This window comes from Phenylobacterium sp. Root1290, assembly GCF_001425305.1.
Taxonomy (GTDB): Bacteria; Pseudomonadota; Alphaproteobacteria; order Caulobacterales; family Caulobacteraceae; genus Phenylobacterium.
This window is the reverse complement of sequence record NZ_LMEE01000003.1, coordinates 410023-435307: the sequence shown is the minus strand read 5'-3', so window position 1 is coordinate 435307 and position 25285 is coordinate 410023. Positions and strand designations below refer to the sequence as shown.

Annotated in this window: 22 protein-coding genes; 6 read left to right on the top strand and 16 right to left on the bottom strand. The window is 68.2% G+C overall.

Annotated features, from left to right (window positions below):
* Window positions 1-16 precede the first annotated feature (16 nt).
* Together ASC79_RS16640 and ASC79_RS16635 are read right to left on the bottom strand one after the other, a co-directional pair.
* Window positions 17-1927 (bottom strand): S9 family peptidase, encoded by a 1911-nt coding sequence (locus tag ASC79_RS16640; RefSeq protein ID WP_082532178.1) that lies wholly within the window; start codon window positions 1925-1927, stop codon window positions 17-19.
* A gap of 79 nt (window positions 1928-2006) precedes the next feature.
* Entirely contained in the window at window positions 2007-4247 is a 2241-nt protein-coding gene (locus ASC79_RS16635; RefSeq protein ID WP_056021966.1) for an arylsulfatase, read from the bottom strand.
* A 149-nt stretch (window positions 4248-4396) separates the two neighbouring features.
* Between ASC79_RS16635 and ASC79_RS16630 the strand changes: the two genes are divergently transcribed.
* The gene (locus tag ASC79_RS16630) at window positions 4397-5713 is read left to right on the top strand and encodes an OmpP1/FadL family transporter (RefSeq protein WP_056023614.1); all 1317 of its coding nucleotides are present in this window, start codon (window positions 4397-4399) and stop codon (window positions 5711-5713) included.
* 59 nt (window positions 5714-5772) lie between these two features.
* Here ASC79_RS16630 and ASC79_RS16625 read toward each other — a convergent pair whose 3' ends face one another.
* The 5 genes from ASC79_RS16625 to ASC79_RS16605 form a co-directional block, all read right to left on the bottom strand.
* Window positions 5773-7182: a M20/M25/M40 family metallo-hydrolase gene (locus ASC79_RS16625; protein WP_056021969.1), complete on the bottom strand. Its 1410-nt coding sequence runs from the start codon at window positions 7180-7182 to the stop codon at window positions 5773-5775.
* Between the two features lie 81 nt (window positions 7183-7263).
* Window positions 7264-7695, bottom strand: coding sequence for a DUF1178 family protein (locus ASC79_RS16620; RefSeq protein WP_056021979.1), 432 nt, complete (start codon window positions 7693-7695; stop codon window positions 7264-7266).
* Window positions 7692-8525 (bottom strand): carbon-nitrogen hydrolase family protein, encoded by an 834-nt coding sequence (locus ASC79_RS16615; protein WP_056021981.1) that lies wholly within the window; start codon window positions 8523-8525, stop codon window positions 7692-7694. Before ASC79_RS16615 ends, ASC79_RS16620 begins: the two co-directional genes overlap by 4 nt.
* A gap of 91 nt (window positions 8526-8616) precedes the next feature.
* Window positions 8617-8874 carry a glutaredoxin 3 gene (grxC, locus tag ASC79_RS16610; RefSeq protein WP_056021984.1) on the bottom strand — a complete coding sequence of 86 codons (258 nt, stop codon included), beginning with the start codon at window positions 8872-8874 and terminating at the stop codon, window positions 8617-8619.
* Between the two features lie 35 nt (window positions 8875-8909).
* Entirely contained in the window at window positions 8910-9695 is a 786-nt protein-coding gene (locus ASC79_RS16605; protein WP_082532226.1) for a ComF family protein, read from the bottom strand.
* On the opposite strand from ASC79_RS16605, the gene ASC79_RS16600 reads away from it, so the two are divergent.
* Window positions 9694-10605, top strand: a complete 912-nt coding sequence (locus ASC79_RS16600; RefSeq protein ID WP_056021987.1) for a methyltransferase domain-containing protein — start codon at window positions 9694-9696, stop codon at window positions 10603-10605. The two genes, ASC79_RS16605 and ASC79_RS16600, sit on opposite strands and share 2 nt — an antisense overlap.
* Here ASC79_RS16600 and ASC79_RS16595 read toward each other — a convergent pair.
* From ASC79_RS16595 to ASC79_RS16585, 3 genes are read right to left on the bottom strand one after another with little or no spacing between them, the layout of a single operon-like run.
* A complete protein-coding gene (locus ASC79_RS16595) occupies window positions 10602-11189 on the bottom strand; it encodes a hypothetical protein (RefSeq protein WP_056021990.1) in 588 nt (195 codons plus the stop codon). The two genes, ASC79_RS16600 and ASC79_RS16595, sit on opposite strands and share 4 nt — an antisense overlap.
* Before the next feature lie 2 nt (window positions 11190-11191).
* Window positions 11192-12421, bottom strand: a complete 1230-nt coding sequence (locus ASC79_RS16590) for a M48 family metallopeptidase (RefSeq protein ID WP_056021993.1) — start codon at window positions 12419-12421, stop codon at window positions 11192-11194.
* Between the two features lie 3 nt (window positions 12422-12424).
* Window positions 12425-13111, bottom strand: coding sequence for a hypothetical protein (locus ASC79_RS16585; protein WP_156378378.1), 687 nt, complete (start codon window positions 13109-13111; stop codon window positions 12425-12427).
* 232 nt (window positions 13112-13343) lie between these two features.
* On the opposite strand from ASC79_RS16585, the gene ASC79_RS16580 reads away from it, so the two are divergent.
* On the top strand, window positions 13344-13733 hold the full coding sequence (locus ASC79_RS16580; protein WP_056021998.1) for a DUF4168 domain-containing protein: 390 nt from the start codon (window positions 13344-13346) through the stop codon (window positions 13731-13733).
* A 54-nt stretch (window positions 13734-13787) separates the two neighbouring features.
* Here ASC79_RS16580 and ASC79_RS16575 read toward each other — a convergent pair whose 3' ends face one another.
* From ASC79_RS16575 to ASC79_RS16560, 4 genes are all read right to left on the bottom strand, one after another.
* Complete coding sequence (locus tag ASC79_RS16575) at window positions 13788-14657, bottom strand: hypothetical protein (RefSeq protein ID WP_056022001.1); 870 nt, start codon at window positions 14655-14657, stop codon at window positions 13788-13790.
* Window positions 14647-15516, bottom strand: coding sequence for a hydrogen peroxide-inducible genes activator (locus ASC79_RS16570; protein ID WP_056022004.1), 870 nt, complete (start codon window positions 15514-15516; stop codon window positions 14647-14649). Before ASC79_RS16570 ends, ASC79_RS16575 begins: the two co-directional genes overlap by 11 nt.
* A 272-nt stretch (window positions 15517-15788) precedes the next feature.
* A complete protein-coding gene (gene mutT, locus ASC79_RS16565) occupies window positions 15789-16199 on the bottom strand; it encodes an 8-oxo-dGTP diphosphatase MutT (RefSeq protein WP_056022007.1) in 411 nt (136 codons plus the stop codon).
* Between the two features lie 42 nt (window positions 16200-16241).
* Window positions 16242-16781: an NUDIX hydrolase gene (locus ASC79_RS16560; RefSeq protein WP_200937215.1), complete on the bottom strand. Its 540-nt coding sequence runs from the start codon at window positions 16779-16781 to the stop codon at window positions 16242-16244.
* A gap of 233 nt (window positions 16782-17014) precedes the next feature.
* Between ASC79_RS16560 and ASC79_RS16555 the strand changes: the two genes are divergently transcribed.
* Entirely contained in the window at window positions 17015-18469 is a 1455-nt protein-coding gene (locus tag ASC79_RS16555; RefSeq protein ID WP_056022010.1) for a DEAD/DEAH box helicase, read from the top strand.
* Window positions 18470-18566: 97 nt separating this feature from the next.
* On the opposite strand, the gene argJ is transcribed toward ASC79_RS16555, so the two are convergent.
* Both argJ and ASC79_RS16545 read right to left on the bottom strand, forming a co-directional pair.
* Window positions 18567-19988: a bifunctional glutamate N-acetyltransferase/amino-acid acetyltransferase ArgJ gene (argJ, locus tag ASC79_RS16550; protein ID WP_056022013.1), complete on the bottom strand. Its 1422-nt coding sequence runs from the start codon at window positions 19986-19988 to the stop codon at window positions 18567-18569.
* Window positions 19985-20977, bottom strand: a complete 993-nt coding sequence (locus tag ASC79_RS16545) for a peptidylprolyl isomerase (RefSeq protein ID WP_056022016.1) — start codon at window positions 20975-20977, stop codon at window positions 19985-19987. The genes argJ and ASC79_RS16545 overlap by 4 nt, the downstream gene beginning before the upstream one ends.
* 151 nt (window positions 20978-21128) lie before the next feature.
* On the opposite strand from ASC79_RS16545, the gene ASC79_RS16540 reads away from it, so the two are divergent.
* Window positions 21129-22301, top strand: coding sequence for an acetyl-CoA C-acyltransferase (locus ASC79_RS16540; RefSeq protein WP_056022017.1), 1173 nt, complete (start codon window positions 21129-21131; stop codon window positions 22299-22301).
* 215 nt (window positions 22302-22516) lie between these two features.
* Entirely contained in the window at window positions 22517-25279 is a 2763-nt protein-coding gene (gene secA, locus ASC79_RS16535; protein ID WP_082532177.1) for a preprotein translocase subunit SecA, read from the top strand.
* Window positions 25280-25285 lie beyond the last annotated feature (6 nt).

The window sequence follows — 25285 nt, the reverse complement described above, 5'->3', positions numbered from 1 at the left end:
AGGGATGGCCCCGAAATCAGCTCGGCGGGTTGTTCTTCTCCAGGAAGATCGCCACGGCATTGAGCATTCGCAATCGGGTCTCGCCCCGAGAGAGCCAGTGATCCTCGCCGCTCATGACCACCATTTCGGCAGGATTGCCGGCCTTCTTCAGCGCGCGCTCCATGATCGCGCTCTGTTCCATCGGCACCACGGTGTCGTCACGGCCATGCACCAGAAGGATCGGCGTCGTGACGCCGTCCGCCTTCGCCGCGGGCGACAGCTCCCTCAGCACCGGGTCGTTGGGGTCGTCGGCGCCCATGAAGCGGATCCAGTATTTCTGGGCCGTGCGTCCTTTGTTGGTCTTCGACCAGGCCACCATGCGCTGCAGATCCGAGACCCCGGCGACCGAGGCCGCGCAGCGATAGACGCCGCGGTCCAGAGTGGCCCCGGCCAGCGCCGCATAGCCTCCGTAGCTCGCCCCGACGATGCAGACCCGCGCCGGATCGACAATCCCCTGGCCGGCCAGATGCCGGACCCCGTCCGACAGGTCGGTCTGCATCTTGCGCCCCCATTGGCCATAGCCGGCCTCCAGGAACTTCGCGCCGAACCCGGCCGAGCCGCGGAAGTTGACCTGCAGCACCGCATAGCCGCGTGACGCCAGCGCCTGCGACCACCAGTCGAACGTCGGCCTGTCGCGCGCCGCCGGTCCGCCGTGCGCAAGGACCACCAGCGGCAGTTTCCTGGCATCCCGGCCATGCGGCAGGGTGAGGTAGCCGCTGAGCTCCAGCCCGTCGGCGGCCTTGAACTTCACCGGTTTGACCTGCGCGAGGTCCCGCTCGGTCAGGTCGCGGTAGATCGCGCCGACCCAGTCCGAGCGCTTGGTCTTCCAGTCCACGTAGGCGATCCCTGGCCCCTCGGTCGGGGAATCCACCCGGATCAGAATCCGCTCGCGGTTGTTCGACCACGAGAGCAACTGCACGTGCTGGCCGCGATACGCCGCCTCGATTGAGCGCCAGACCTTCTGATCGGCAGGCCCCAGGAAGTCGTAGCGGAACTCGTCCCCCACCAGGGACCGCGAGCCGATCAGGTGATGCCCTCCCGGATCGAACAGCAGCTGATCGCCACCCTTGGTCGCGATAGCCTCGCTGAACGTGCCGTCGGCGTTGAGTTCCCGCAGCACCCGCTCGTCATCCACCTCGTCGAACAGCAGGATCGAACGTCCGTCCCGGCCCAGTCCTGCCAGGCTCGGCCGGTCCAGGTAGCCTTCCGAGCGCATGGCGTCCTTCCAGCCGCCGGCGACCTTGACCTTGAGCGTCCAGGTCCCGGTCGTGTGGTCGAACACAGAGGCGGCCGCCGGTTGGCCGTCGCCGCCGACCAACCACTGCTCGGTGTTCGGGAAACCCTCGTGGATCACCTTGGAGGAGCCGCTCTTGAGGTCGATGCGGTAGAGGGCCACCCGTCCGCGACCGGTGCTGTCGAACCTGACGCCCTGCACGAAGACCGCCGGCTTGCCGTCCACCATCCGCCGAAACGGCGTGCCGAGCACGATGTTGAGACTGCTCTTGGCGTCGTGCATCAACCGCGTCTGCCGGTTGGCCACGACGTCGTACAGCACGACGGTCGTGTACTCCTGGCGCGGCGCGATCACGTTGGCGATCGTGGCGGTGACGCTGGCGGTGATCAGCAGATGCTGGGGGCTGGCCCAATCGAGATCGCGGACCTTTGCGGCGCCGGCGTTGATAACGTTCGCCTTGCCGGTGGCGATCTCCTTGACGACGATCTGGCGCGCCTCGCCTGTCGTCGTGATGACGGCGAACCGCTCGCCGTCCGGCGACATGGCGGCCGCCTCGATGCTGGGCAGCTTGCCATAGGCCTCAAGCGGCGCGCCCATGGCCACGGACGCCGACGCCAGCCACGCAGCGGCGAGCGCCATTACTCTGATAAGCACGATGTAGTTCCTCCCCCCGGATCACGGAAACTGTGGCCGAGCCGGCCCCAGTCCGCAACCCGAAGTTGGAGACTGCAATCTACTGGCGCGCCAGCTCCGCTGCGCCGACGGCGTCGCCGTCCAGCGCCTGGTCGGCGTCCATGGTCACCGTCACCGTCCGCAGCGCGCCGGTGAACTTGAACGGCTCTGCGTAGTCGCCCACGGCGCTTCCGCGGTCGCGGCCGATGTCCAGCCCCGACCAAGAGATCAGGGTCATGAACCCCAGGTGGGTCGCCATCTCGCCGGCCGGCTGGCCGTCGATGCTGAGGATAAAGCGACGACCGTCGCCCTGCAGGCACTGCACGCCCAACCTGCGGCGCCCGGCCGGAACCGCCACCTCGGAACTGACCGTGGCGCGCAACCCGCCGACGTTCAGGGTGTGATGGAGCCGTCCGTCGCGGACGAACAGCGAGTAGCCGCTGGTGGCGTCGCCATGCGCGATCAGCACGCCCTCGTCGCCGTCGGCCAGGTTCACGTCAGCCTCGATGAAGTACGAACGCGAGCGCACGTCCGGCGCGCAGTCGCCGGGCACGTGGCCCATGCCCTTGTGGAAAACGAACTGCTTGCGCGCGCCCTGGTGGCGCAGGGCGTTCTCGGCGAACCGCGGACCGAACCGGTCATCCAGCGGCAGGACGTTGCAGCGCTCGGCCTGCGCCCACCACTCGTCCACCAGCGCCTTCAGCCGCTCAGGCTCGGCCGCCGCCAGGTCCCTGGTTTCCGAGAAGTCGGCGTCCAGATGGTAGAGCTCCCAGACGTCCTTCTCGAAGGGCGCGCCCGGCGGATGGAAGGCCACGGCCTTCCATCCGCCCTTCCAAAGCCCGCGGTGCCCGAACATCTCGAAGTACTGCGGCGAGGCCTTGGCCGGCGCGCTCGCATCGACCAGCGAGGCGGCGAAGCTCTCGCCCTCCATCGGCATCTGCGCCACCCCCGCGATGGTTTCGGGCGAGGACATGCCCAGCAATTCCAGCAACGTCGGCGTCAGGTCGCAGGCATGGGCGAACTGGCCCCGGGTCTCGCCGCGCGCGGCGATACCGTTCTTCCAGCTGATCACCAGCGGGTCGCGGATGCCCCCGCCGTGCGTGTTCTGCTTGTAGCGGCGCAGCGGCGTGTTCGATGCTTGCGCCCAACCGTGCGGGAAGTTCGAGTGGCTGTCGGGACCGCCAATGTCCTCGATCCGGGCCAGCTTCTCGGCCATCGGTTCGAACTTCATGTTGTACGGGCCCATGGCGTTGACGAAGCCGAGCGGCCCGCCCTCCTGGCTTGCGCCGTTGTCCGACAGCACCAGGATCAGGGTGTCGTCCTTCACCCCGGCCTCTTCCAGAAACGCCACAAGCCGGGCCAGCTGCCGGTCGGCGTGGTCCAGCATGCCGGCGAAGGCGCTCTGCAACCGCGTGAACACCCGCTGCTCGTCCGGCGAATGGTCCGCCCAGGCCTTCACCCCGTCGTTGCGCGGCGGCAGCTCGGTGTCGGCCGGCACGACGCCCATCGCCTTCTGGCGCTCCAGCCGCCGTTCACGCTCGACGTCCCAGCCGTCCGCGAACACCTCGTCGTAGCTTCGGATGATGTCCATCGGCGCCTGGTGCGGCGCATGACAGGCGCCCAAGGCCAGCCAGAGCAGCCAGGGCTGATCGGGCGCGTCAGCGATGTGGTCGGCGACGAACCGGATGCTCTCGTCCACCAGGTCCTCGGTCAGGTGGTAGCCGTCGCCATAGCCGCCCGGCGGATCCACCGGCGTATTGTCCCGCACCAGCTCCGGCGAGAACTGGTCCGTCTCGGCGTCCATGAAGCCGTAGAAGCGGTTGAAGCCGCGGCCCAGCGGCCAGCCGTCATAGGGACCGGCGGCTCCCGTCTGGTTGACCGGCGTCGCATGCCACTTGCCGACCATATAGGTCCCATAGCCCTGGCCGCGCAGGATCTCGGGCAGGACGCCCGCCTCCTTGGCGATCTTGCCGCGATAGCCGGGAAAGCCTGAATCGAAATTGGCCAGGCAGCCCATGCCGACCGAGTGGTGATTGCGGCCCGTCAGCAGCGCCGCGCGTGTGGTCGAGCACATCGCCGTGGTGTGGAAGCCGGTGTAGCGCAGGCCGTCCGCCGCCAGCCTGTCGATGGTCGGCGTCCTGATCGGCGAGCCGTAGCACCCGAAGTCCGAGAACCCGACATCGTCGAACAGCACGACCAGGATGTTCGGCGAGCCCGCAGGCGGCTTCACTTGTGGCGGCCAATGGGGGACCGAGTCCGCCAGGGTGCGCCCAACCTTCGCCGCGTCATGCGATCCAGACATATGACAGACTCCATGCCAATTTAATTATTTGTGGCCCGGACGCCACGCCTTGGCAAGCGCTTGATGGTCGCCCTGCAACTCAAGGCGGACCTGCCGTGTTTGTGCGGCAACCGATCCGCGCGCGGACCTTTCCTCCCCGAAAGACGAGTATCTCCATGACCCGGCTGACGATTCTGGCGGCGACCACGGCCGCCGCCGCCCTCCTGTCCACCCAGGCCCAGGCCGCAGGCTACTACCTGCAGGAACAGTCGGTGAAGGGCGCCGGCCGGGCCTATTCAGGAGAGGTCGCCGACAAAGGCGCGGCCTCGCTATGGTGGAATCCGGCCGCGATCGCCGGCCCCGGTGAAGACGGGACCAAGGCTCCCGAGGCCTATGTCGGCCTGCATGCGGTGTTCGTGGACGCCAAGGTGTCGGACGACGGATCGACCATCACCTATCCGGGCGGGACCACCCTGCCGGTGCGCGGCGAGCCCCGCGCCTTCAATCCCATCCAGAGCGGCGTCGCGCCGAACTTCGCCATTTCCATGCCGGTCGGCGACCGGTTCGCGGTCGGCCTGTCGGTGGCCGCTCCGTTCAACTTCACGACCGAGTACCGCCGCAACTCCTGGGCCCGCTACGACGCCCTGACCTCGCGCCTGACCACCGCCGACTTCCAGTTGACCGGGGCGATGGAGGTCACTGACTGGCTCGATGTCGGTCTCGGCCTCAACGCCCAGTACGCCGACGCCAAGCTGCAGACCGCCTATCCGAACCTCTCGCCGTTGCTGGCCGACGGCGTCTCGCAGCTCAGCGGCGACGGCTGGGACTTCGGCTGGACGCTCGGCGCCCAGGCCAAGCTCGGGTCGGCTGTGACCGTCGGCGCAAGTTATCGCTCGAAGATGGAGCACGACCTCGACGGCCGCGTGCTCGTCGCCGGCCTCGTCGGCCCGCTCGCCCCGGTCAATCGCGAGGTCGAGGGCGCAGCCAACTTCAGCACCCCCTGGATCGCCACGCTCGGCGCGCGCTGGCAGGCGACCGACAAGCTGACCCTCAACGCCCAGGTCCAGCGCATCGGATGGAGCGAGTTCGAGGCCATCGAGGTCAGCTTCGCCAATGGCGGCGGCGAGACCCTGTATCAGGGCTACGAGGACGTGACCTCAGGCGGCGTCGGACTGGACTATGCCGTGAACCCCGACCTGACCCTGCGCGCCGGCGTGCAATTTGACCCGACCCCGACCCCGGACGGCGACCGCACCGCCCGCGTGCCGGACGGCGACCGCTGGCTCTATGGCGTCGGCGCGACGGCCAACGTCCCCTGGGGCATGAAGCTGGACGCGGCCCTGGCCTACATCGCCTTCGACGAGTCGGAGATCCACCACGACACGGTGTTCTACGGCGGCACCGCCGCGGCTACGACGACCCGCCTGCGCGGCGACGTCGAGGGCGCCGGCTATGTGATGTCGTTGGGCCTGCGCAAGACGTTCTGAGCGGACGACGCACGAAGTGTCATCCCGGTTTGCGAAGCAAGACCGGGATGACATCTGGGTCACTTCTGGTTCGCGTAGATCTTCACCACCTCGTAGAGGAAGTCGCGGCCCTCGTAGAGCGAGCGCACCCGCATCTTCTCGTTCAGGCCATGCGCGCCGTTGCCGGCCGACTCGCTGAAGAAGCCGGTCAGGCCGTAGGTCGGCACGCCGACCGCGTTGAGGAAACGGCCGTCCGTCGCGCCCGTCGCCATCACCGGAACCACCGGCACGCCCGGCCACAGCTTGGCTGAGACGGTCTCGACCGGCCCCATGATCTGCTTGGTCAGCACCGGCGGCGGGGTGACCGGGCTCGGCTCGCCGACTGTCGTCACCTTGATCGCGGGATCCGCCAGCACCTTGACCAGCGCCTCGCGCGTCGCCTCGACGCTCTCGCCCGGCAGGATCCGGCAATTGACGTTGGCCCGCGCCCGCTGCGGCAGGGCGTTCGGCGCGTGACCGGCGTTGACCATGGTCGCCACACAGGTGGTCCGCATCATCGAGTTGCGGCCCGCGTCGCGCGCGACGGTGGCGACCGCCGCAGCATTGGACGGGTCCTTGGCGACGGCGGCCATGGCCTCGCCCATGGGCCCGCCCTCGATCTTCGCCATCTGCACGAAGTTGCCGCGTACTGCGTCATTCAGCTTCACCGGGAAGTCGTACTCGCCCAGCCGCGCCAGGGCCTGCGACAGGTGATAGATGGCGTTGTCGCGCACCGGGGCCGACGAGTGGCCGCCCGGATTGGTGACCTCCAACGTATAGTCCTGGTAGACCTTTTCCCCGGCCTGGATGCCCAGCGACACCCGCTCGCCCTTGCTGTCCAGCCGTCCGCCCGCGCCCTCGTTCAGCACGAAGGCGGCGTCCATCAGGTCGCGGTGGTTCTTGATCAGATACTGGACGCCGTTGAAAGTGTCGGGCGTCTCCTCGCCGCAGGTCAGCGCCATGCGCAGGGTCCGGCGCGGCTTGAAGCCTTCGGTCTTGTAGCGGACCAGGGTATCGACCCAGACTGCCGCCTGGGCTTTGTCGTCGGCAGCGCCGCGCGCGTAGAAGAAGCCGTCTTCCTCGACCAGCTTGAAGGGATCGCGCTCCCAGTCGGCGCGGTTGGCCTCGACCACGTCGATGTGCGCCAGCAGCAGGATCGGCTTGGCCTTGGCGTCGGTCCCCTTCAGGGTCGCCACCAGATTGCCGTCCTTGGGGCGATCGGGCGAGACGATGATCTTCAGGTCCTCGTCGGCGAACCCGGCGGCCTTCAGCCGCGCGGCCATCGCCTCAGACGCCGCGGTGCAGCTGCCCACCGACAGGGTGGTGTTGATCTCGATCAGCTCTTTGTAGAGGTCGCGGAACGCCAGCTGGTCAGGACGCGGGCTCTGCGCCATCGCAGGCGAAGTAAAGGCGACGACCGCCAAGGCGGCGGCGGTGAAGGTACGGATCATTGACGCTCCCCATGAACTGGGAGCGAGCCTATGGGCAGCCAAGCGCCGCCGCAATGGCCCCGCCGCCCGCCGGCGGCAGGCTTAGTTCACGTCCGACTTCTTGGGCGGCGCCGGCGGCAGGGGGGCGATCTGGACCCCGTCTTCCTTCAGCGCCTTGATCTCGGACGGCGTCGCTTCGCCATAGATGCCGCGATCTTCGGAGCGCCCCTCGTGGATGGCCCGCGCCTCTCCGGCGAAGGCGTCGCCGACATAGTCGAAGTTCTCCTCGACGTGGGCGCGGACCTTGCCCATCGCCTCCATCACCATCGAACGCATCTGCGGCGACAGGTCGGCGGCGGCGCTCTTCTTCGTGCCCGCCACGGACGGAGCCATGATCTGCTTTTCAACCGCCTTGGTCTCGCAGACGGGGCAGGAGATCAGCCCGCGCGCGGACTGATCGTCGAAGTCGCCCGACGACCCGAACCAGCCCTCGAACTCGTGGGCGTTCTCGCAGCTGAGCGCATAACGGATCATAGGAGAGATATAGGTGCGCTGAAGCTCCGCGCATTGGGCAGGGCCGGAATCGCCGCACGCGCCTTGGCCACGGCGGCGAGGTCGAGATCGGCGATCAGCACGCCCGGCTCGTCGTGATCCAGCTTGCCCAGCACCTCGCCCCAGGGGCCGATGGCCAGGGTCCGCCCCCAGGTGCCGCGACCGTCCTCATGAAGCCCGCCCTGGGCGGGCGCCAGCACGAACGACCCGGTCTCGATCGCCCGGGCGCGCAGCAGCGTCTCCCAGTGCGCCTCGCCGGTCGGCCGGGTGAAGGCGGCCGGCGTCACGATCACCTCCGCCCCGGCCAGCGCCAGGGCGCGGTACAGCGCCGGGAAACGCACGTCGTAGCAGATGGTCAGGCCCAGCTTCAGCTCGCCGGCCCGCGCGGCCACCGCCTCTGCGCCCGGCTCATACGTCTCGCTCTCGCGCGCCGTCTCGCCGGTCGGCAGGTTCACGTCGAACATGTGCAGCTTGTCGTAGGTCGCGACGATCTCGCCCTGCGGCGTGATCAGCGCCGCACGGTTGGCCGCCTTGCCGTCCTGCCGCTTCACCAGCGCCGAACCGATCAGGATGGTGACGGAGAGCTCGGCGGCCAGGGCCTGCAGCCCCCGCACTACGGGATCGTCTTCCAGCAGGGTCAGCTGCGGCAGCAGCGCGGCCTTGTCGCGCTGCAGGATGTTCGTCCCCTCGGGCGTGGCGATGAAGCTCGCGCCCTCACTCGCCGCCTGCCGGACCAATGGCGTCACGTGGGCCAGCGCCGCGGCGTGAGTGGCGGGCGTTCTCGTCTGGATCAGTCCGACGCGCAGGGTCATCAGATACTCCGCTCACCCCGCGCAGGCGGGGATCCAAGCCATGCTCAGCTTAGGCTTCCGCTTTCGCGGGAGTGAGCGGAAAGATCAAGCCTCAGGCGGCCAGCAAGGCGTCCAGCTTGCCGTCGTATTCCAGCGCCATCATGTCGTCGCAGCCGCCGATATGGCGCTCGCCGATGAAGATCTGCGGGAAGGTCGCCCGGCCGTTGGCGCGCTGGATCATCTCCTGGCGCTTCTCCGGATCGAACGACGCCTCGATCTCGGTGAACTCGACGCCCTTCTTCTCCAGCAGCGACACCGCGCGGATGCAGTAGGGGCAGTAGGGCTTCGTATAGATGGTGATCTCGGCCATGGCTCAACTGAAACGGGTTGCGACGGGGTTCGGTTCTATATGGATCGACTTGTGGTTTCTTTAACCCTCGCCACCACTGCGGCATTCACGCGCAGCGCTCCTGCGGCGAGCAAAGCGCGGGCGCAGCCTTCCAAAGTGGCGCCAGTGGTCATGACGTCATCGATCAGCAGGATCGTCTTGCCGGCGACCAACCTGGATCTTGCAGGCGGCACGGCGAAGGCCGCCGCGACGTTGCGGCGTCGCCCGGCGCCGGACTTGCCGCCCTGAGTCTGGGTCGCGCGCACCCGCGCCAGGCTGTCCGGCAGATAGCCGACGCCCGACAACCGGCTGAGCGGGCGACAGATCTCGGCCGCCTGATTGTAGCGCCGGCCCAGCAGCCGCGAGCGGTGCAGCGGCACGGGCACGATGGCGTCGGCCTCCTCCAGCAGGTCGCGCGCCGAACGGCTGATCCAGCGCGCGAACAGCGGCGCTAGGTCCGTGCGATCGGCGTGCTTGAGCTGCAGGATCGGCCCGCGCGAGGTCTCGTCATAGAGGCACGCCGCGCGCGCCCGGGCGAACGCCCGCGGCTTGGCCGAACAATCGGCGCAGCGCACCCCCGCGCCCAGGTCGTACTCGAACGGCGTCCCGCAACCGTCGCACAGCGGTCCGTCGATGAACGGGATGCGGCTCCAGGCCTCCGCGCTCAGGCCTTCGCTCATCGCCAGGGCGCCGCCGTCGAGCGATTGGGGTGGGAAAAGCAGGTCCAGCGCGGTACGAACCGCCGCCTTCGCGCGCGGCCCGGGCTTCCACCGGGCGTCCGCATCGCCATCTAGAAAGCCCATGTCCGCCCCGCCCCGCATCTTCGACCGCGACCTGCTCCGCGCCCGTCTGGACCGCGCAGCCCCCGGCTACGCCGCCGCCGACTTCCTGAAGGCCCGCGCCGCCGAGGACGCGGTCGTTCGCCTGGAAGCGATCATGCGCGACTTCCCGCGCGCCGTCGATCTGGGCGCGCGCAACGGCCATTTCGCCAGGTTCCTGGCCGAGAGCGACGCCGCCGCCCGCGTCGGCCTTCTGGTCGAGGCCGACCTCTCGTCGCGCATGCTGGCCGGCCGCGACAGCCTGCGCCTGGTCGCCGACGAAGAACGCCTGCCCTTCGCCCCCGGCAGCCTCGACCTGATCGTCTCGACCCTCGCCCTGCACTGGGCAAACGATGTGGTCGGCGCCCTGATTCAGATCCGCCGCGCGCTGAAGCCCGACGGCCTGTTCATCGGCTCGCTGCTGGGCGGCGCCACCCTGACGGAGCTGCGCCAGTCGCTGCTGGCCGCGGAGGCCGAGCTCACCGGCGGCGCCGGACCTCGCGTCTCGCCCTTCGCCGATCCCTACGATGCGGCGGGTCTGTTGCAGCGCTCGGGGTTCGCCCTGCCGGTGGCCGACGTCGACCGTCTGACCGTCCGCTACGCCCATCCGCTGAAGCTGCTCGCCGACTTGCGGGCCATGGGCGAGACCAGCGTGCTGGCCGAACGCCACCCCAAGCCGCTCACGCGCCAGGTCCTGGCCCGCGCCTTCGAGATCTATGTCGAGCGTTTCGCCGAGCCGGACGGCCGCATCCCCGCGACTTTCGAGATCCTGACCCTGACCGGCTGGGCGCCCGATCCCAGCCAGCAGAAGCCGCTCAAGCCGGGATCGGCCAAGATGCGGCTGGCCGACGCCCTCGGGGTCGTCGAAAACCCCCTGCCGCGGGAAGAGGACTAGCCGAGCTTCGCCGAGCCGATGATCGCCTCAACTTCAGCGAGGTTGGCGTCGAAGTAGTGTTCGGCCGGCGCCAGATAGAGCAGGACATAGGTCTTGCCGCCCTGCTCGCTGATCACGCCCGTTCCCTTCACGTCGAGGCCGGACTTGGTCTGGGCCGTCAGGTCGAAGCGCACGCCACTGCCTTGGCCCAGCTTGGCCGGGCGCGGGCGGACGAGTTGGACACGCTGGTACTCCAGGGCCACGACGCTGTCGGTGACGAACTCCAGCCGCTCGCTCGCGCTCATGTCCCTGCGGATCACCGGCGTCGGCGTTTCCTTCGCCGCCGGCTTGATCAGATACTCGCCCGGCTCCAGACCGTCGCTCAGATAGAGCCGGTTCAGCAGCGGCCCGTCGATCGACAGCAGTCGCACCTTGTCAGTGCGCCCGTTCATGATCTTGCTGATGTCCGACCAATCGCGGCCCAGCGCCACCTCGTAGGCCGCGCCCACCTTCATCGCGCCGGCTGGCGCCGAGGTGACGGTGGCGCAGGCGGCGAGCGCAAGGCAGGCGGCCAGCGGCGCAAGCGCCCGGAAGATCGTCCGCATGGTCATTGTCCCTGTTGAAGGCTGGAGAGGCTGTCCTGCACCAGCCAGGCGTCCTCGGCCTGCGGCGCCTTGGCCAGATAGGATTCGTAGGCCGTCCTGGCTCCGGCCAAGTCGCCGTCCCGACGTCGGATGTCGCCCAGCTCGCGCCAGGTGGCGGGCGGCGCGTCGGCATGCACGGCGGCGACCAGATAGGCTTCGCGGGCCCGCGGCAGATCACCGTCCCCCCGCCGCATGCGATAGGCCTCGCCGCGATAGTAGTTCAGCACGCCCAGGTCTTCGCCGCTGACGGCCAACCGGTCGATCACCACCAGGGTCTGCCCGAAGTCACGCTTGCGCAGGTCGTCGCGCAGCCAGACGCCCAGGTGGGGCCGGATCGCGGCGCGATGCCGCTCGCGCCCCCTGTCTCCGCCGGCCGTCAGGGTCTTCGCCTGGCCATCCAGCGCCGCAATCCGGTCGCTGCTGAGCGGGTGGCTGGAGAAGACGCTGTTCCGCGTCCCGGAGTCGCGCACCCGCTTGAAGTCAGAGCCCTCGGTCTCGGTGATCAGTCCCCGCCAGCTCTCGGGGGCGGCCGCCGGATCATAGCCCGCGGCGGCCAGCTTTCGCTGTCCCAGCAGATCGGCTTCCGCCTCCTGCTCGCGGCTGAAGCGGAAGTAGGAGGCGATCTGCGCATAGTAGATCAGGTCGATGGTGTTGCCGGTCGCGTCCATGATGGACTGCGCCTCGCTGGCGGTGCCGGCGCTGGCGGCCGAGGCGGCGCCTGCAACGGCGACGACAACGGTCGCGGCCAGCGCCACATTGGCCCGAACCTTCTTGGCCCTGTGCGCCTCGATGGTGTGATTTTCGGTGAAGTGACTGACCTCGTGGCCCAGCACATAGGCAAGCTCGGCCTCGTCGGTCGCGCGCAGCAGCAGGCCGGACCAGACTTCCGAATATCCGTTCGGCGCCATGCTGGCGTTCATGAACGGCCGGTCCATCACATAGACGCGCAGATCGGGACAGTGCGCCGCGGCCACCTTGCACATGACCCCCCGCACATAGGCGTTGAGTGCCGGGTCGGTGTTGAGATCGGCGCGCGTCTTGGCCTCGGCCTCGGCGTCATCCATCACCGACCAGAAGCCGGCTTCGGCTGATGTCACGTCAGGACGCAGGCCCGCCGCCCGCTCCTGCGCCACCGCCGGGGCAGAGGCCAACGCCGCCGCCAGGGCCAGTGCTGAAACCGCGCGTCCGGCCATGGCCTAGAGCGGCGCGTCCTTGAGCACCGCCTGGACGAGCTGCGCCGCGCCATCAGGCTTGCGCATGTCGTCGTTGGGACCGGTGTTGGCGACGTTGAACCAGACGACGCGTCCGGTCTTCAGATCGACCAGCGAGGCGAAGCACTGCTGTCCGCCCACCGGCACGCCAACGCCCAGGATCGCCAGCCCCACGGCCGTCGCCACCCGCGCGCCGCTGGCGTAGTTGCCGCGGCCGTGCACGAAGAGAGCGTAGTCGGCCTCGTAAGCCGTTCCCAACGCCTGCGCCCCCTCGCCCAGGGTCCAATCGAAGGACGCGGCCTTGGTCGGCAGGCTGACATAGCCGTAGTTGAACATCATGATCGACTGGCCGACCGCCTCGTGCAGACGCAGCAGCTGGCCGGTGCGCCCGCCCATGGCTTCGTTGGGATCGATCATCCGATAGGTATGCGCGCGCGCCTTCATCTGGCGCTCGACCTCTGCGGCGACATTGCCGCGGCCCTGCTCGGTCCAGTCGGCCCGCGGCTCCTGCACACCCGATGCGGTCAGGACAGCGAGCTCGATGTCAGGTTCAACGAGAATGATGCGGGCGCCAGCGGGCGGCTTCGTCGGATTCGCAGCCAGCTTCGTGTTGGTCGTCGTGCACGCGCCCAAAAGCAGACAGGCGGCTGCGATTACACCCCAAAGTCTCATGACGCCCCCCAGCGGCCCCGGCTGCATGCAGGAGCAGCCGCAATCTATACGCGAAAAATATTACCTGTCGATGTAGATTTCTTCGCCAGCAACCCTTGGAAAATATGCGTCAAACGCGGGCGCCGGCGCGCGCTCGAGAGATTAAACGGCCAAGCCGGGTCGCTTTTTGGCCATCTGCGCGTTTTATGTCGGCCTTGGCTCGACCCCAAAACGACTACAGGAACCCCCCTTTATGCGTATTGCTATCCTGGCCGCCGGCCTGCTCAGCGCCGCTGTCGCCGCCACTTCCGTCCAGGCCCAGACTGCTGAGACGGCTCCGGCCGCCGCCCCCGCCGCCGAAGCCCCCGCGGCGGGCGGTTTCTCCGACGCCGACCTCAAGGCCTTTGGCTCGGCGATGACCGAGATCCAGAAGATCAACGGCGAATACACCCCGAAGATGGCCGGCGCCGATGGCCCGACCAAGGCCGAGGTCCAGAAGGAAATGATCGGCAAGATGGGCGCGGCCGTGCAGGCCAGCGGCCTCTCGCCGCAAAAGTACAACGACATGTCGGCCGCCGTGCAGAAGGACGCCGCCCTGCGCGCGCGCCTGACCACGGTGCTCAACGCCGAACCGGCCGCCTAAGCCTTTAGGCTAAGCCGCTTGAAAGGCCGCTCCGGTTCGCCGGGGCGGCCTTTTTCATGACCGCAGGCTCGGCCGCCGCTCCGCGTCCAACCCGACCACGACATCGGCCCGGCCCGGCATTTCTTCGAGGATCCACCGCGTGAGCCGCTCGTAGTGGGCGATGAAGGCCCCGACCTGCGCATCGCTCATGGTGCGTGACGTATCCGCGCCCTCGCGCGCCAGCCGCTCGCGCAGTTTGCGCTCCTGCTCGATCCGCCAGGCCAGCACCACCTCGAAACTCGGCGCCTGCAGCAGCACCAGCATGTTCAGCGCACCGAACATCGCCTGATACGGCCCGGCCAGGGCCGTATTGACGTAAGTCCGCCAGATCCCGTCGGGGTCGTCCTGCGCCTCCAGCGCATTGATCGGGGCCGCCAGCTCTCCCGGCGGCTGCGGCCGCGCGCCCACGCACCAGCCTTCGAACAGCACCACGTCCGCCGGCCCATCGAAAACCGCGCCCTCGGCGCGCCGATCGTCGCGCGCCTTCTCGAACACCGGCAGTTCGTGAGCCCCGGGCCGGCGCAGGTCCGCCAGCAACCGAACGCCCAGGGCCACGTCATGGGTGCCCGGAACCCCGCGCACCGCCAGCAACGGATGGACGCCTTCCGCCAGCGCCTGTCGCTCGGCCCGCGTCAGGTAGAGATCGTCCAGCGAGAACAAGGCCGTCTTCAGGCCCCTGTCCTCCACCAGCCGCGCCAGCACCGCGGTCAAGGTCGACTTGCCGCTGGCCTGCGCGCCGCAGATCCCAACCACGATGCCGCCTGGCTTGCTTGCGGCGACGATCTGATCGGCCAGCGGCAAGGCGACATCCTGAACGACCCGCCCATAGCTCTGCGGCAGCCGCTCCCGAGCCATGAACTGCGCCAGCCACGTCTCAGCCGTCATGGGCAGCTCCGATCCGGGCGGCGATGTCCTTCAGCTGACGCTTGCGGGCCGAGGCGCCGCGCCAGGCCATCGCGATCGTCCTGCGAGGCTGCGGCTCGGGGAAGCGAGCCAGCGAAATCCGGGGGTCGCTGATGTCGGCCGCCGCCATCTGCGGCAGCAGGGTCACCCCTTGCCCATGCGCCACCAGTTGCAGCAACGTCGTCAGGCTGGTGGCGCCGAAGGTCGACAGGTCGCTGATCTCGCAGACGCCCAGCGCGTGGTCGCGCAGGCAATGGCCCTCCTCGAGCAACAGCAGCCTGTCCGCCGGCAGGCTGCGCGGGTCGCTCGCCGCCATCGGCGCGTCGGCCGGACTGGCCAGCAGGAACGGGTCGTCGAACAGCGGGACCGCCTCGATTCCTTCGGTCGCCAGCGGCAGCGCCGCGATCACCGCGTCCAGCTCGCCAGCCGCCAGTTCGGTCATCAGTTGCGCCGTCTGAGTCTCCCGGACCTTCAGGTCCAGCTCCGGGATCGCCGCCTGCAGCATCGGCAGGACCCTGGGCAGCAGGTAGGGCGCGACCGAAGGGATCATTCCCAACGACAGCCGCCGCGAGCGGGCGCCGCGCCTCTCGCGCGCGAAGTCCTCAAGATCCTTCACACCCGCCGTCAGGGCCCGCGCCCGCTCGGCCAGGGCCGCCCCCTCCTCGGTCAGCACCGCCCCGCTGCGCCCGCGCTCGACCAGCACCAGGTCCAGCTCGGCCTCCAGGTCGCGGATCTGCATGGAAAGCGCTGGCTGGGTGACGTGGCAGGCCGCCGCCGCCCGCCCGAAGTGCCGCTCGTCGGCCAGGGCGGTCAGGTATCGCAGCTGTCTCAGGGTCGGCATGCAGATAAGTTAGTCTTACTGAATGCGCCCGCAACCGGAACAAGCCTTATCGCACCCGCGCCCCAGCCTGCTGGATCGGCCCGATTGGTGCGACATTTCGCCCCAACTCCGTGGGCGACATGGCGCTGGCGTTGAGCATGGACTCGGGTTCAACCTGAGAGCGTCCAGTTCGCAACCCGTCTTGGACCCGGTCGGAGGCTAGCTAGCTTCGGCCCCGAGAGGCCCGCGGTGATCCGAGCTCACCGCGGGCCTTTTTCGTGCCCGCCCGCCCGTCAAATCAGATCGCGAAGCCACGCCACCAGCGGCGCATCGGCAGGCGGCATGGGATAGTCGGCCAACTTCATCGGCGTCACCCAGGCGAGGCCGGAGTGCTCCTTGGCGGTGACGACGCCGTCCCAGCGCCGCACCAGGTACAGCGGCATGAGCAGATGGAAGTCCTCATAGGTGTGACTGGCGAACACGAAGGGCGCCAGGCAGGCGTGCGAGACCTGAATTCCCAGCTCCTCGTCCAGCTCGCGGATCAGGCATTGCTCAGGCGTCTCGCCCGGTTCGACCTTGCCGCCCGGAAACTCCCAGAGCCCCGCCAACTGCTTGCCTGGCGGCCGTTGGCAGATCAGCACCCGACCATCGGAATCGATGAGCGCCGCGGCGGCGACGAGGACCATGCGCTTGGGTTCGGACATGCCCGCTTCCTTGCGGGATGCGCGCGGAAAGGCAAGCGGTGTTCAGGACCAGACTTCGAATGGCTCGTCGATTTCCTCGCCGGCCAGGAACGCCGCCAGCAGCGTCGGCAGCCGCCCGGGATAGAATCGGCCCGCATGCGATTTGATCTCGGCCGGCGGCCACCAACGGAAGTCTGTGTAGTCCTCCTTCTCGTAGTCCAGGCGGCCGGCCTCATCGATCGCGGGCCCGGCTTCGTCCAGGGCGACCTCGACCACCACCTCATGCTGCAGCCGCCGGGCCTGCCGGTATCGGAAGGTCGCCGTGCGCCGCCAGCGCGGCGGTCCCACCTGATCAGGCAGCGCCACGATTCCGGTCTCTTCCCGCAGCTCGCGGATCGCCGCGTCGAGATGGGTCTCGCCCGGATCGATCCCTCCGCCGGGCAGCTCCCACCACTCCCCCTGCTCCGGCTCGGTGACGTCGCGGGTGAGGAACAACAGGATCCGCCCCTCGGAATCGCGCACCACCACCCGCACCACGCTACGCTCCGTCAGCGGCAGATCATCCGGCAGTTCGATCATCGCCAGCCCCAAATCCCTTGCCAAACTTGACTTTCCACGCGCCGCCAGTCATATCCCTGCTGCGCCGCAACATTCGTGGCGCTATCGGCGCTCCAGCCGCGTGATGGTTCCGCACCTACGGACCCAGCTGTCGAGCGCCCTGAAGAGATCGCATAGATCGCCCCGCCACGCGGGGGCTTTCCACAAATGACCCGCGTCTTCGCGACCCTCGCTGCATGCGAGCGGCCGCACTCGGCGCATCCGTGAAAGACACTCGTTTGACCAAATTTACCGACCTCGGCCTCGACAAGATGCTGCTCAAGGCCCTCAACGACGAGGGCTATGAGAAGCCGACCCCGATCCAGGCCCAGGCCATCCCCGGCGTGCTGGCCGGCAAGGATCTGCTCGGCATCGCCCAGACGGGCACCGGCAAGACCGCCGCCTTCGCGCTTCCGATCATCCATCGCCTGGCCGCCGACAAGAAGCCTGCGCCGCGTCGCGGCTGCCGCGTGCTGGTGCTCTCGCCGACCCGCGAGCTGGCGACCCAGATCGCCGAAAGCTTCAAGGCCTACGGCAAGCACATGAACCTCAGCGTCACCGTGATCTTCGGCGGCGTGAAGTACGGCGGCCAGATGCGCGCCATGGCTCCGGGCGTCGATGTCCTGGTCGCCACGCCCGGCCGCCTGCTCGACCACCTGCAAGAGAAGACCATCACGCTCCAGGGCGTGGAGATGTTCGTCCTCGACGAGGCCGACCAGATGCTCGACATGGGCTTCATCGTTCCGATCCGGCAGATCCAGAAGCACCTGCCGCGCGTGCGTCAGAACCTGTTCTTCTCGGCCACCATGCCGAGCGAGATCGAGAAGCTGGCCAGCGAGCTGCTGCGCCCCAACCCGACCAAGGTCTCGGTGACCCCGCAGGCCACCACGGTCGAGCGCATCAAGCAGCAGGTCATCTTCGTCGAGACCGCCCGCAAGCGCGCCCTGCTGTGCGAGATGTTCGCCGAGCGCGACTTCAAGCGCGTGATCGTCTTCACCCGCACCAAGCGCGGCGCCGACCGCGTGGCCAAGTCGCTTGAAGCGGCCGGCGTCGAAGCCGCCGCCATCCACGGCGACAAGAGCCAGGGCCAGCGCGAACGCGCTCTAGCCGCCTTCAAGGCCGGTGAAGTCCGCGCCCTGGTGGCCACCGACATCGCCGCCCGCGGCATCGACATCGACGCGGTCAGCCACGTCATCCAGTACGAACTGCCCAACGTGCCGGAAGCCTATGTCCACCGCATCGGGCGGACCGCACGCGCCGGCGCCGAAGGCTCGGCCGTGGCGTTCTGCGCCGACGACGAGCGCAACCTGCTGAAGGACATCCAGAAGGTCACGCGTCAGACGATTCCCGCCTTCGACCGTCGCAACGACCGCGGCCTGCACGTCATGACCCAGGCGATGCCGGAAGTGGCGGCCGAACGCGCCGAAGCCGGCCGCAAGAACGCGGACCGCAGCAGCGGTGGCGGCGGACGCAAGCCGCAAGGCCGCAGCGAGCTTCCCCCCGGCCTGCGCAAGCAGCGCAACCGTCCGGCCAAGGCCGCCGGCGGCGGCGACCGCCACCCGCACGGCGCCCGCGTCCAGGGCGATCGCGCGTCGACCAAGCCGATCGACCAGTCGCAGTTCAAGGGCCCCAAGCGCGACAAGGCCCAAGCCGTCCAAGGCGGCGCGGCCAAGCGCTGGACCCCGCTGGACTAACAAACGTCGAGGAGTTGCTCCCTCTCTGGGGGAGCAACCCATCCACGCCATCCCGGTTTCAGCCGCGCGCTGACCGGGATGACACTCGTTCTAGCGGCTAGGATCGATAGTCCCCGTTGATCGCGACGTACTGCTTGGTCAGATCGCAGGTCCACATGGTCGCCGAGGCGCGGCCGACGCCGACATCCACCGACACCTCCAGCTCCTGGTTCTTCATGTAGGCGCTCATCTTGGCCTCGTCGTAGGTCGGCGAGATGAGACCGTCCTGCGCGGCGACCAGCGGCCCGAACTGCACCTTCACACGGTCGCGGTCGATCGGCTCGTCCGCACGGCCCACGGCCATGACGATCCGGCCCCAGTTGGCGTCCTCGCCGGCGAAGGCGGTCTTGACCAGCGGGCTCTCGCAGATCGTCCGAGCGATCTTGCGGGCGCTGGCCGAACTGGCCGCTCCGCTCACCGTCACCTTCACGAACTTGCTGGCGCCCTCGCCATCGCGGACCAGCTGCAGCGCCAGATCCATCAGCACCGCCTCCAGCTTCTCGCGGAAGTCGGCCAGGCGCCGGTCGCCGGCGCGGGTGATGTTCGGCGCGCCCGACTGGCCGGTGGCGAACAGCAGCAAGGTGTCGTTGGTCGAGCGATCGCCGTCCACCGTAACCGCATTGAAGCTGTTGCGGGTGTACAGGCTGGCCAGGGTCTGCAGCGCCGTGGACGAGATCTTGGCGTCGGTGGCCACGAAGGCCAGCATCGTCGCCATGTCCGGCGCGATCATCCCCGAGCCCTTGGCGATGCCGCCGATACGCACCTTTTCCCCATCGATCACCGCCTCAGCGTAGGCGCCTTTCGGGAAGGTGTCGGTGGTCATGATCGCCCGCGCTGCGCCGGCCCAGCCGTCGTCGGTCAGCTTGGCTTCGACGTCTGGGAGCCGGTGGGTGATCTTGGCGTCGTCCAGCAGCACGCCGATCACGCCGGTGGAGGCGACCATCACATCGCGCTGGCGGCAGTCGAACCGCTTGGCCACCGCCGAAGCCACCCGCCGCACGGCGTCGGCGCCCGGCTTTCCGGTGAAGGAGTTGGCGCAACCGGCGTTGACGACCAGCGCGCGCACATCGGCCCCCTTGGTCATCTCCAGGTGCTTCTTGCACCAGTCGACCGGCGCCGAGCCGATGCCGTGGCGGGTGAACACCCCGGCTCCCGCCGTGCCCTTGGCGAAGCGCATGACCAGCAGGTCCTCGCGATCGTGCTTGTAGAAACCGGCCCGGCCGGTCGCCAGCTGCACGCCCGGGATCGGCGGCATGTCGGGGAACGCAACCGCCAGCGGCGAGACCGGCAGCGCGCCCTTGGCTGGCTTGGGCTCCTCGGCCTTGGCGGCCGGCTCGCTCTTCTTGGTGGCGCGCTTGATGGCGGTGGTCAGCGGGTCGAGCGCGCCGGCCAGCGCCTCGACGGGCTTGGCGGCGACTTCGAGCGCCTTCTCGGCGGTGGACTTCGCGGCCTTCTTCGGCGCGGCGGGAATCTTGGTCATGGCTGGGCGGCCTTGGCTGGGGCGGCGGACGCGGCCGGCGGGGCCTTCGTCGCGGGAGCTTGCGGAGCAGGAGCGGCTTTCGGGGCGTCGGCGGGTTCCTTGGGCTGACCCGGCACGTCCTGTTGCGCGCCGATCAGGGTCTGGACCTTCGCCCGGCTTCGGAGCTTCTCCAGCAAGTCGCGAACCTGATCATAGGTCAGGAAACGCACGATCTGCGGCCGCGCTGCGTCAAAGGTGATCGGCTGTTCCAGCCGCCGGTCCTCGATTTTCAGGATCGCCCAGCCGCCCTCGATCGCGAAGGGGCCGACGATGTCGCCGACCTTCGAGGTCTTCAGGTTGGCCGCGTAGGCTTCCGGCATGACGTCGACCGTGAAGTAGCCGAGGTCGCCGCCGTTGAAGCGCGTGGCGACATCGGTGGAGCGTTCCATCGCCAGGGCGTCGAACGACGCGCCGGCGGCCAGCAGCTTCTGCACCGCCTGGGCCTCGGCTTCGCTGGCCAGCACGATCTGACGGGCGCGGATCTCCTCCGACTGCTTCGCCAGCTTCAGCTGTTCCTGGTAGAGGCCGCGGATCGCGTTGTCGTTGACGGCGTCCGACACGACGCTTTCCACCAGCATGTCGCCCAGGATGCGCTCGCGCGCCGCGGCCAGCCGCTTCTGCGCGACCGGATCCTTGTCGAGCTTGCGGTTCAGCGCCTCGGCGGCCAGCAGCTTCTGGTCGACCACCTCGTCCAGCACGCGGCGGAACAGGTCGGACGACACGTCCAGCGGCTCGCCCTCGCCGATCAGGCCCTGGGCCACCGCCTCGCGCTTGACGTCCGAGACCCAGACGGTCTTGCCGTCGACCTTGGCCACCGCGGTGTCGCCGGGCGCAGGGGCGCCCTCGGTCCCGCCGCGATCACCACAGGCGACCAGCAGCGTGGCCGCGGCCAGCAGGACCGCGGCCCGCGCCAACGCGTTTGGAACGCGACGGAAGGCGGAGTTCGTCATTGTCGACGTACCTCGTATGCGAAAACCGCCCGCAGGCGCTTGCCCGTCCCTAGCCAACTCGGCGCGGGGATGCAAAGGTCGCGCCCGATCTAACGCCGCCCGGACCGGATAACAGCCGGCGCGGTCTCAATTTTTTCGGAGGAATCATTTCATGACGCGTGAAGCCGTAATCGTCTCCTACGCTCGGACTGGCCTGGCCAAGTCCCAACGCGGTGGGTTCAACATGACCCCGACCGTCACCATGGCCGCCCATGCGATCAAGCATGCGGTCGAGCGCTCGGGCGTCGACAAGGCCGCCGTCGAAGACGTGATCCTCGGCAACGTCGCGCACGGCGCGGGCAACCTGGGCCGTCAAGCCGGCCTGCTGGCCGGCCTGCCGATCACGACCTCGGGCGTGACCGTGAACCGCTTCTGCTCGTCGGGCCTGCAGACCATCGCCACGGCCGCCAACTACATCCGCAACGACGGCGCTGAAGTCGCCATCGGCGCGGGCGTCGAATCCCTGTCCTTCCCGGGCGGCGGCGGCGGCGGCGACAACTTTGACCGCAACCTCAGCGCCCAGTACCCGGCCCTCTTCATGCCGATGATCGACACCGCCGACATCGTGGCCGACCGCTACAAGGTCAGCCGTGAATCCCAGGACGAGTACAGCCTGGAATCGCAGCGCCGCATGGCCGCCGCGCAGCAAGCCGGCAAGTTCAAGGACGAAATCGTCCCGATGGCGACCAAGATGAAGGTCGTGAACAAGGAAACCAAGGAAGAGAGCATCGTCGACTACGTGGTCGATCGCGACGAGTGCAACCGTCCGGACACCACCATCGAAGGCCTGGCCAAGCTCCAGCCGGTCCGCGGCGAAGGCAAGTTCATCACCGCCGGCAACGCCTCGCAGCTGTCCGACGGCGCCGCCGCCGTGGTGCTGATGGAAGCCAAGGCCGCCTCCAAGGCCGGCCTTGAGCCGCTCGGCGCCTTCCGCGGTTGGGCCGTCGCCGGCTGCGCGCCGGACGAAATGGGCATCGGCCCGGTCTTCGCCGTGCCGCGCCTGCTGGAACGTCATGGCCTGAAGATCGACGACATCGATCTGTGGGAACTGAACGAAGCCTTCGCCTCGCAGTGCCTCTATTCGCGCGACAAGCTCGGCATCGACCCGGAAAAGTACAACGTGAACGGCGGCTCCATCGCCATCGGCCACCCCTACGGCATGACCGGCGCGCGTCTGACCGGCCACATCCTGCAGGAAGGCAAGCGTCGCGGCGCCAAGTGGGGCGTCGTCACCATGTGCATCGGCGGCGGCATGGGCGCGGCCGGCCTGATCGAAATTTACTGATTTCGACTTTGCCTAAGGATCAGGCCCTCCCTCGCGGGAGGGCCTTTTTCGTTTGGCGCACGCAGACGTTAGCGGCGCATGCGACCTCGCCGCGTTGACACTGGCATGACCGCTGCTTAAGTCTCGCGCGCCCTGAAAAGAGCGGAATTTCCGGGCAGGCGAGCAGGCTTAGAGGCGCCGCCGCCAGGCCCTCCCGCAAATCCGGAACGATTTCCTTGAGCATCTTCCAACGCTTCTTCGGCTCCTCGAACGACCGCAAGGTCAAAGGCATGAATGCGCGGGTCGTCAAGATCAACGCGCTCGAGCCGAAGATGCAGGCGCTGACCGACGCCGAACTCAGCGCCAAGACCCAGGAATTCAAGGACCGTCTCGCCAAGGGGGAAACCCTCGACCAGCTGCTGGAAGAGGCCTTCGCCGTCGTGCGCGAAGCCTCCCGCCGCGTCCTCGGCCAGCGCCACTTCGACGTCCAGCTGGTGGGCGGCATGGTCCTCCACGGCGGCGGCATCGCCGAAATGCGGACCGGTGAAGGCAAGACCCTGGTCGCCACCGCGCCGACCTACCTGAACGCGCTCGCCGGCAAGGGCGTCCACGTCATCACCGTCAACGACTACCTGGCCCAGTTGCACGGCGACTGGATGGCGCAGGTCTATGCGTTCCTCGGCCTGTCGACTGGCGTCATCGTCCACGGCCTCAGCCAGGGCCAGCGCCAGGCCGCCTACAACGCCGACATCACCTACGGCACGAACAACGAGTTCGGCTTCGACTACCTGCGCGACAACCTAGTCTACGACGCGGGCGAAATGGTCCAACGCGGCCATAACTTCGTGATCGTCGACGAGGTCGACTCCATCCTGATCGACGAAGCCCGCACCCCGCTGATCATCTCCGGCCCGACCGAGGACCGCAGCGAGCTCTACAAGACCATCGACCTGGTCATGAAGGAGCTGATCCAGGATCCCACGACCTACGACCACGACGAGAAGCAGCGTCAGGTCATCCTCACCGAGGAAGGTTCGGAAAAGGTCGAAGAGATGCTGGCCGCCGGCGGCCATCTCGAGGCCGACACCGCGGGCCTCTACGACGCCGCCAACGTCTCCATCGTCCACCACGTCAACCAGGCCCTGCGGGCCAACATCCTCTACACCCGAGAAAAGGACTACATCGTCCGCGCCGGCGAAGTGATCCTGATCGATGAGTTCACCGGCCGCATGATGCAGGGCCGCCGCCTGTCCGAGGGTCTGCACCAGGCCATCGAGGCCAAGGAAGGCGCCAACATCCAGCCCGAGAACCAGACCCTGGCCTCGGTCACCATCCAGAACTACTTCCGCCTCTACACCAAGCTCTCGGGCATGACCGGCACCGCCGCGACCGAGGCCCAGGAGTTCGGCGACATCTACAAGATGGACGTCTCCGAGATCCCGACCAACCGTCCGGTCGCGCGGATCGACGAGGACGACGAGGTCTATCGCACCGAACGCGAGAAGAACGGCTCGATCATCAAGCAGATCGAGGACTGCTACGTCCGCGGCCAGCCGATCCTGGTCGGCACGGTCTCGATCGAAAAGTCCGAGCAGCTCTCCGAACTGCTGAAGGCCCACAAGTTCGAGCACAACGGCAAGACGCAGACCGGTGTGCCGCACAACGTCCTGAACGCCCGCTACCACGAACAGGAAGCCATGATCGTGGCCGACGCCGGCATTCCCGGCGCGGTGACCATCGCCACCAACATGGCCGGCCGCGGCACCGACATCCAGCTCGGCGGCAACATCGACATCCGCGTGCTGAAATGGCGCGAGGAGCAAAAAGGCCTGGGCATCGAGGTCACGCCCGAAGCCGCCGCCGAAGAGCGCACGCGCATCGAGACCGACACCAAGGCGCTGAAGGAACAGGCCCTGGCCGCCGGAGGCCTCTACGTGCTCGGCACCGAGCGCCACGAAAGCCGCCGGATCGACAATCAGCTCCGCGGCCGGACCGGCCGTCAGGGCGACCCCGGCCACTCGAAGTTCTTCCTGTCCTGCGAAGACGACCTGCTGCGCATCTTCGCCGGAGAACGCCTCGACGCGATCATGCGCACCTTCGGCGTCCAGGAAGGCGAGGCGATCACCCACAAGTGGCTGAACGCCGCCATCGAGAAAGCCCAGAAGCGCGTCGAGCAGCGCAACTACGAAATCCGCAAGAACCTGCTCAAGTACGACGACGTCGTGAACGACCAGCGCAAGGCCGTCTTCGAACAGCGCGCCGAGTTCATGACCGCGACCGATCTCTCGGAAATCATCACCGAGATGCGCCGCGACACCATCGAGGACCTGGTCGAGCGTCACCTGCCGCCCAAGGCCTACGCCGAGCAGTGGGACATCCAGGGCCTGAACGAGCGGGTCCAGGAACTGCTTGGCCTTGACCTGCCGCTGGCTGCCTGGGCCGCCGAGGAAGGCATCGCCAACGAAGAGATCCTTGAGCGTCTGCACGCCGCCGCCGACGCCCGCGCGGCCGAGCGCGAGCAGGCGATCAGCCCCGACCAGATGCGGGGCCTGGAAAAGAGCTTCCTGCTGCAGATGATCGATCTTCAGTGGCGCGAGCACCTGATGCACCTCGACCACCTGCGCAACGTCATCGGCCTGCGCGGCTACGGCCAGCGCGATCCGCTGAACGAGTACAAGACCGAGGCCTTCTCGCTGTTCGAGAAGCTGCTGGTCGACCTTCGCCAGAACGTCACCCGCTGGCTGATGACCGTCGAGTTCCAGTACGCCGAGCCCGAGCCGATCGCCCCGCTGACCGGCCTGACCGAGGTCCATATGGACCCCCTGACCGGCGAGAACGTCGCCCAGATGGGCGCGCTGCCCGACGGCCTCTCGGCCGAGCAGCGCCAGGCCCTGCCGATCACCTCGCTGCCGGACGGCTGGGAGAACACCGGCCGCAACCAGGGCTGTCCCTGCGGCTCGGGCAAGAAATTCAAGCACTGCCACGGCGCGTTGATCTAGGGGGGC

What these genes read in the sequence shown, in the direction of transcription:
- ASC79_RS16635 (WP_056021966.1), bottom strand. Translation starts at nt 4,247, where the DNA reads ATGTCTGGATCGCATGACGCGGCGAAGGTTGGGCGCACCCTGGCGGAC.
- ASC79_RS16625 (WP_056021969.1), bottom strand. Translation starts at nt 7,182, where the DNA reads ATGATCCGTACCTTCACCGCCGCCGCCTTGGCGGTCGTCGCCTTTACT.
- ASC79_RS16620 (WP_056021979.1), bottom strand. Translation starts at nt 7,695, where the DNA reads ATGATCCGTTATGCGCTCAGCTGCGAGAACGCCCACGAGTTCGAGGGC.
- ASC79_RS16615 (WP_056021981.1), bottom strand. Translation starts at nt 8,525, where the DNA reads ATGACCCTGCGCGTCGGACTGATCCAGACGAGAACGCCCGCCACTCAC.
- grxC (WP_056021984.1), bottom strand. Translation starts at nt 8,874, where the DNA reads ATGGCCGAGATCACCATCTATACGAAGCCCTACTGCCCCTACTGCATC.
- ASC79_RS16600 (WP_056021987.1), top strand. Translation starts at nt 9,694, where the DNA reads ATGTCCGCCCCGCCCCGCATCTTCGACCGCGACCTGCTCCGCGCCCGT.
- ASC79_RS16605 (WP_082532226.1), bottom strand. Translation starts at nt 9,695, where the DNA reads ATGGGCTTTCTAGATGGCGATGCGGACGCCCGGTGGAAGCCCGGGCCG.
- ASC79_RS16595 (WP_056021990.1), bottom strand. Translation starts at nt 11,189, where the DNA reads ATGCGGACGATCTTCCGGGCGCTTGCGCCGCTGGCCGCCTGCCTTGCG.
- ASC79_RS16590 (WP_056021993.1), bottom strand. Translation starts at nt 12,421, where the DNA reads ATGGCCGGACGCGCGGTTTCAGCACTGGCCCTGGCGGCGGCGTTGGCC.
- ASC79_RS16585 (WP_156378378.1), bottom strand. Translation starts at nt 13,111, where the DNA reads ATGAGACTTTGGGGTGTAATCGCAGCCGCCTGTCTGCTTTTGGGCGCG.
- ASC79_RS16580 (WP_056021998.1), top strand. Translation starts at nt 13,344, where the DNA reads ATGCGTATTGCTATCCTGGCCGCCGGCCTGCTCAGCGCCGCTGTCGCC.
- ASC79_RS16575 (WP_056022001.1), bottom strand. Translation starts at nt 14,657, where the DNA reads ATGACGGCTGAGACGTGGCTGGCGCAGTTCATGGCTCGGGAGCGGCTG.
- ASC79_RS16570 (WP_056022004.1), bottom strand. Translation starts at nt 15,516, where the DNA reads ATGCCGACCCTGAGACAGCTGCGATACCTGACCGCCCTGGCCGACGAG.
- mutT (WP_056022007.1), bottom strand. Translation starts at nt 16,199, where the DNA reads ATGTCCGAACCCAAGCGCATGGTCCTCGTCGCCGCCGCGGCGCTCATC.
- argJ (WP_056022013.1), bottom strand. Translation starts at nt 19,988, where the DNA reads ATGACCAAGATTCCCGCCGCGCCGAAGAAGGCCGCGAAGTCCACCGCC.
- ASC79_RS16545 (WP_056022016.1), bottom strand. Translation starts at nt 20,977, where the DNA reads ATGACGAACTCCGCCTTCCGTCGCGTTCCAAACGCGTTGGCGCGGGCC.
- ASC79_RS16540 (WP_056022017.1), top strand. Translation starts at nt 21,129, where the DNA reads ATGACGCGTGAAGCCGTAATCGTCTCCTACGCTCGGACTGGCCTGGCC.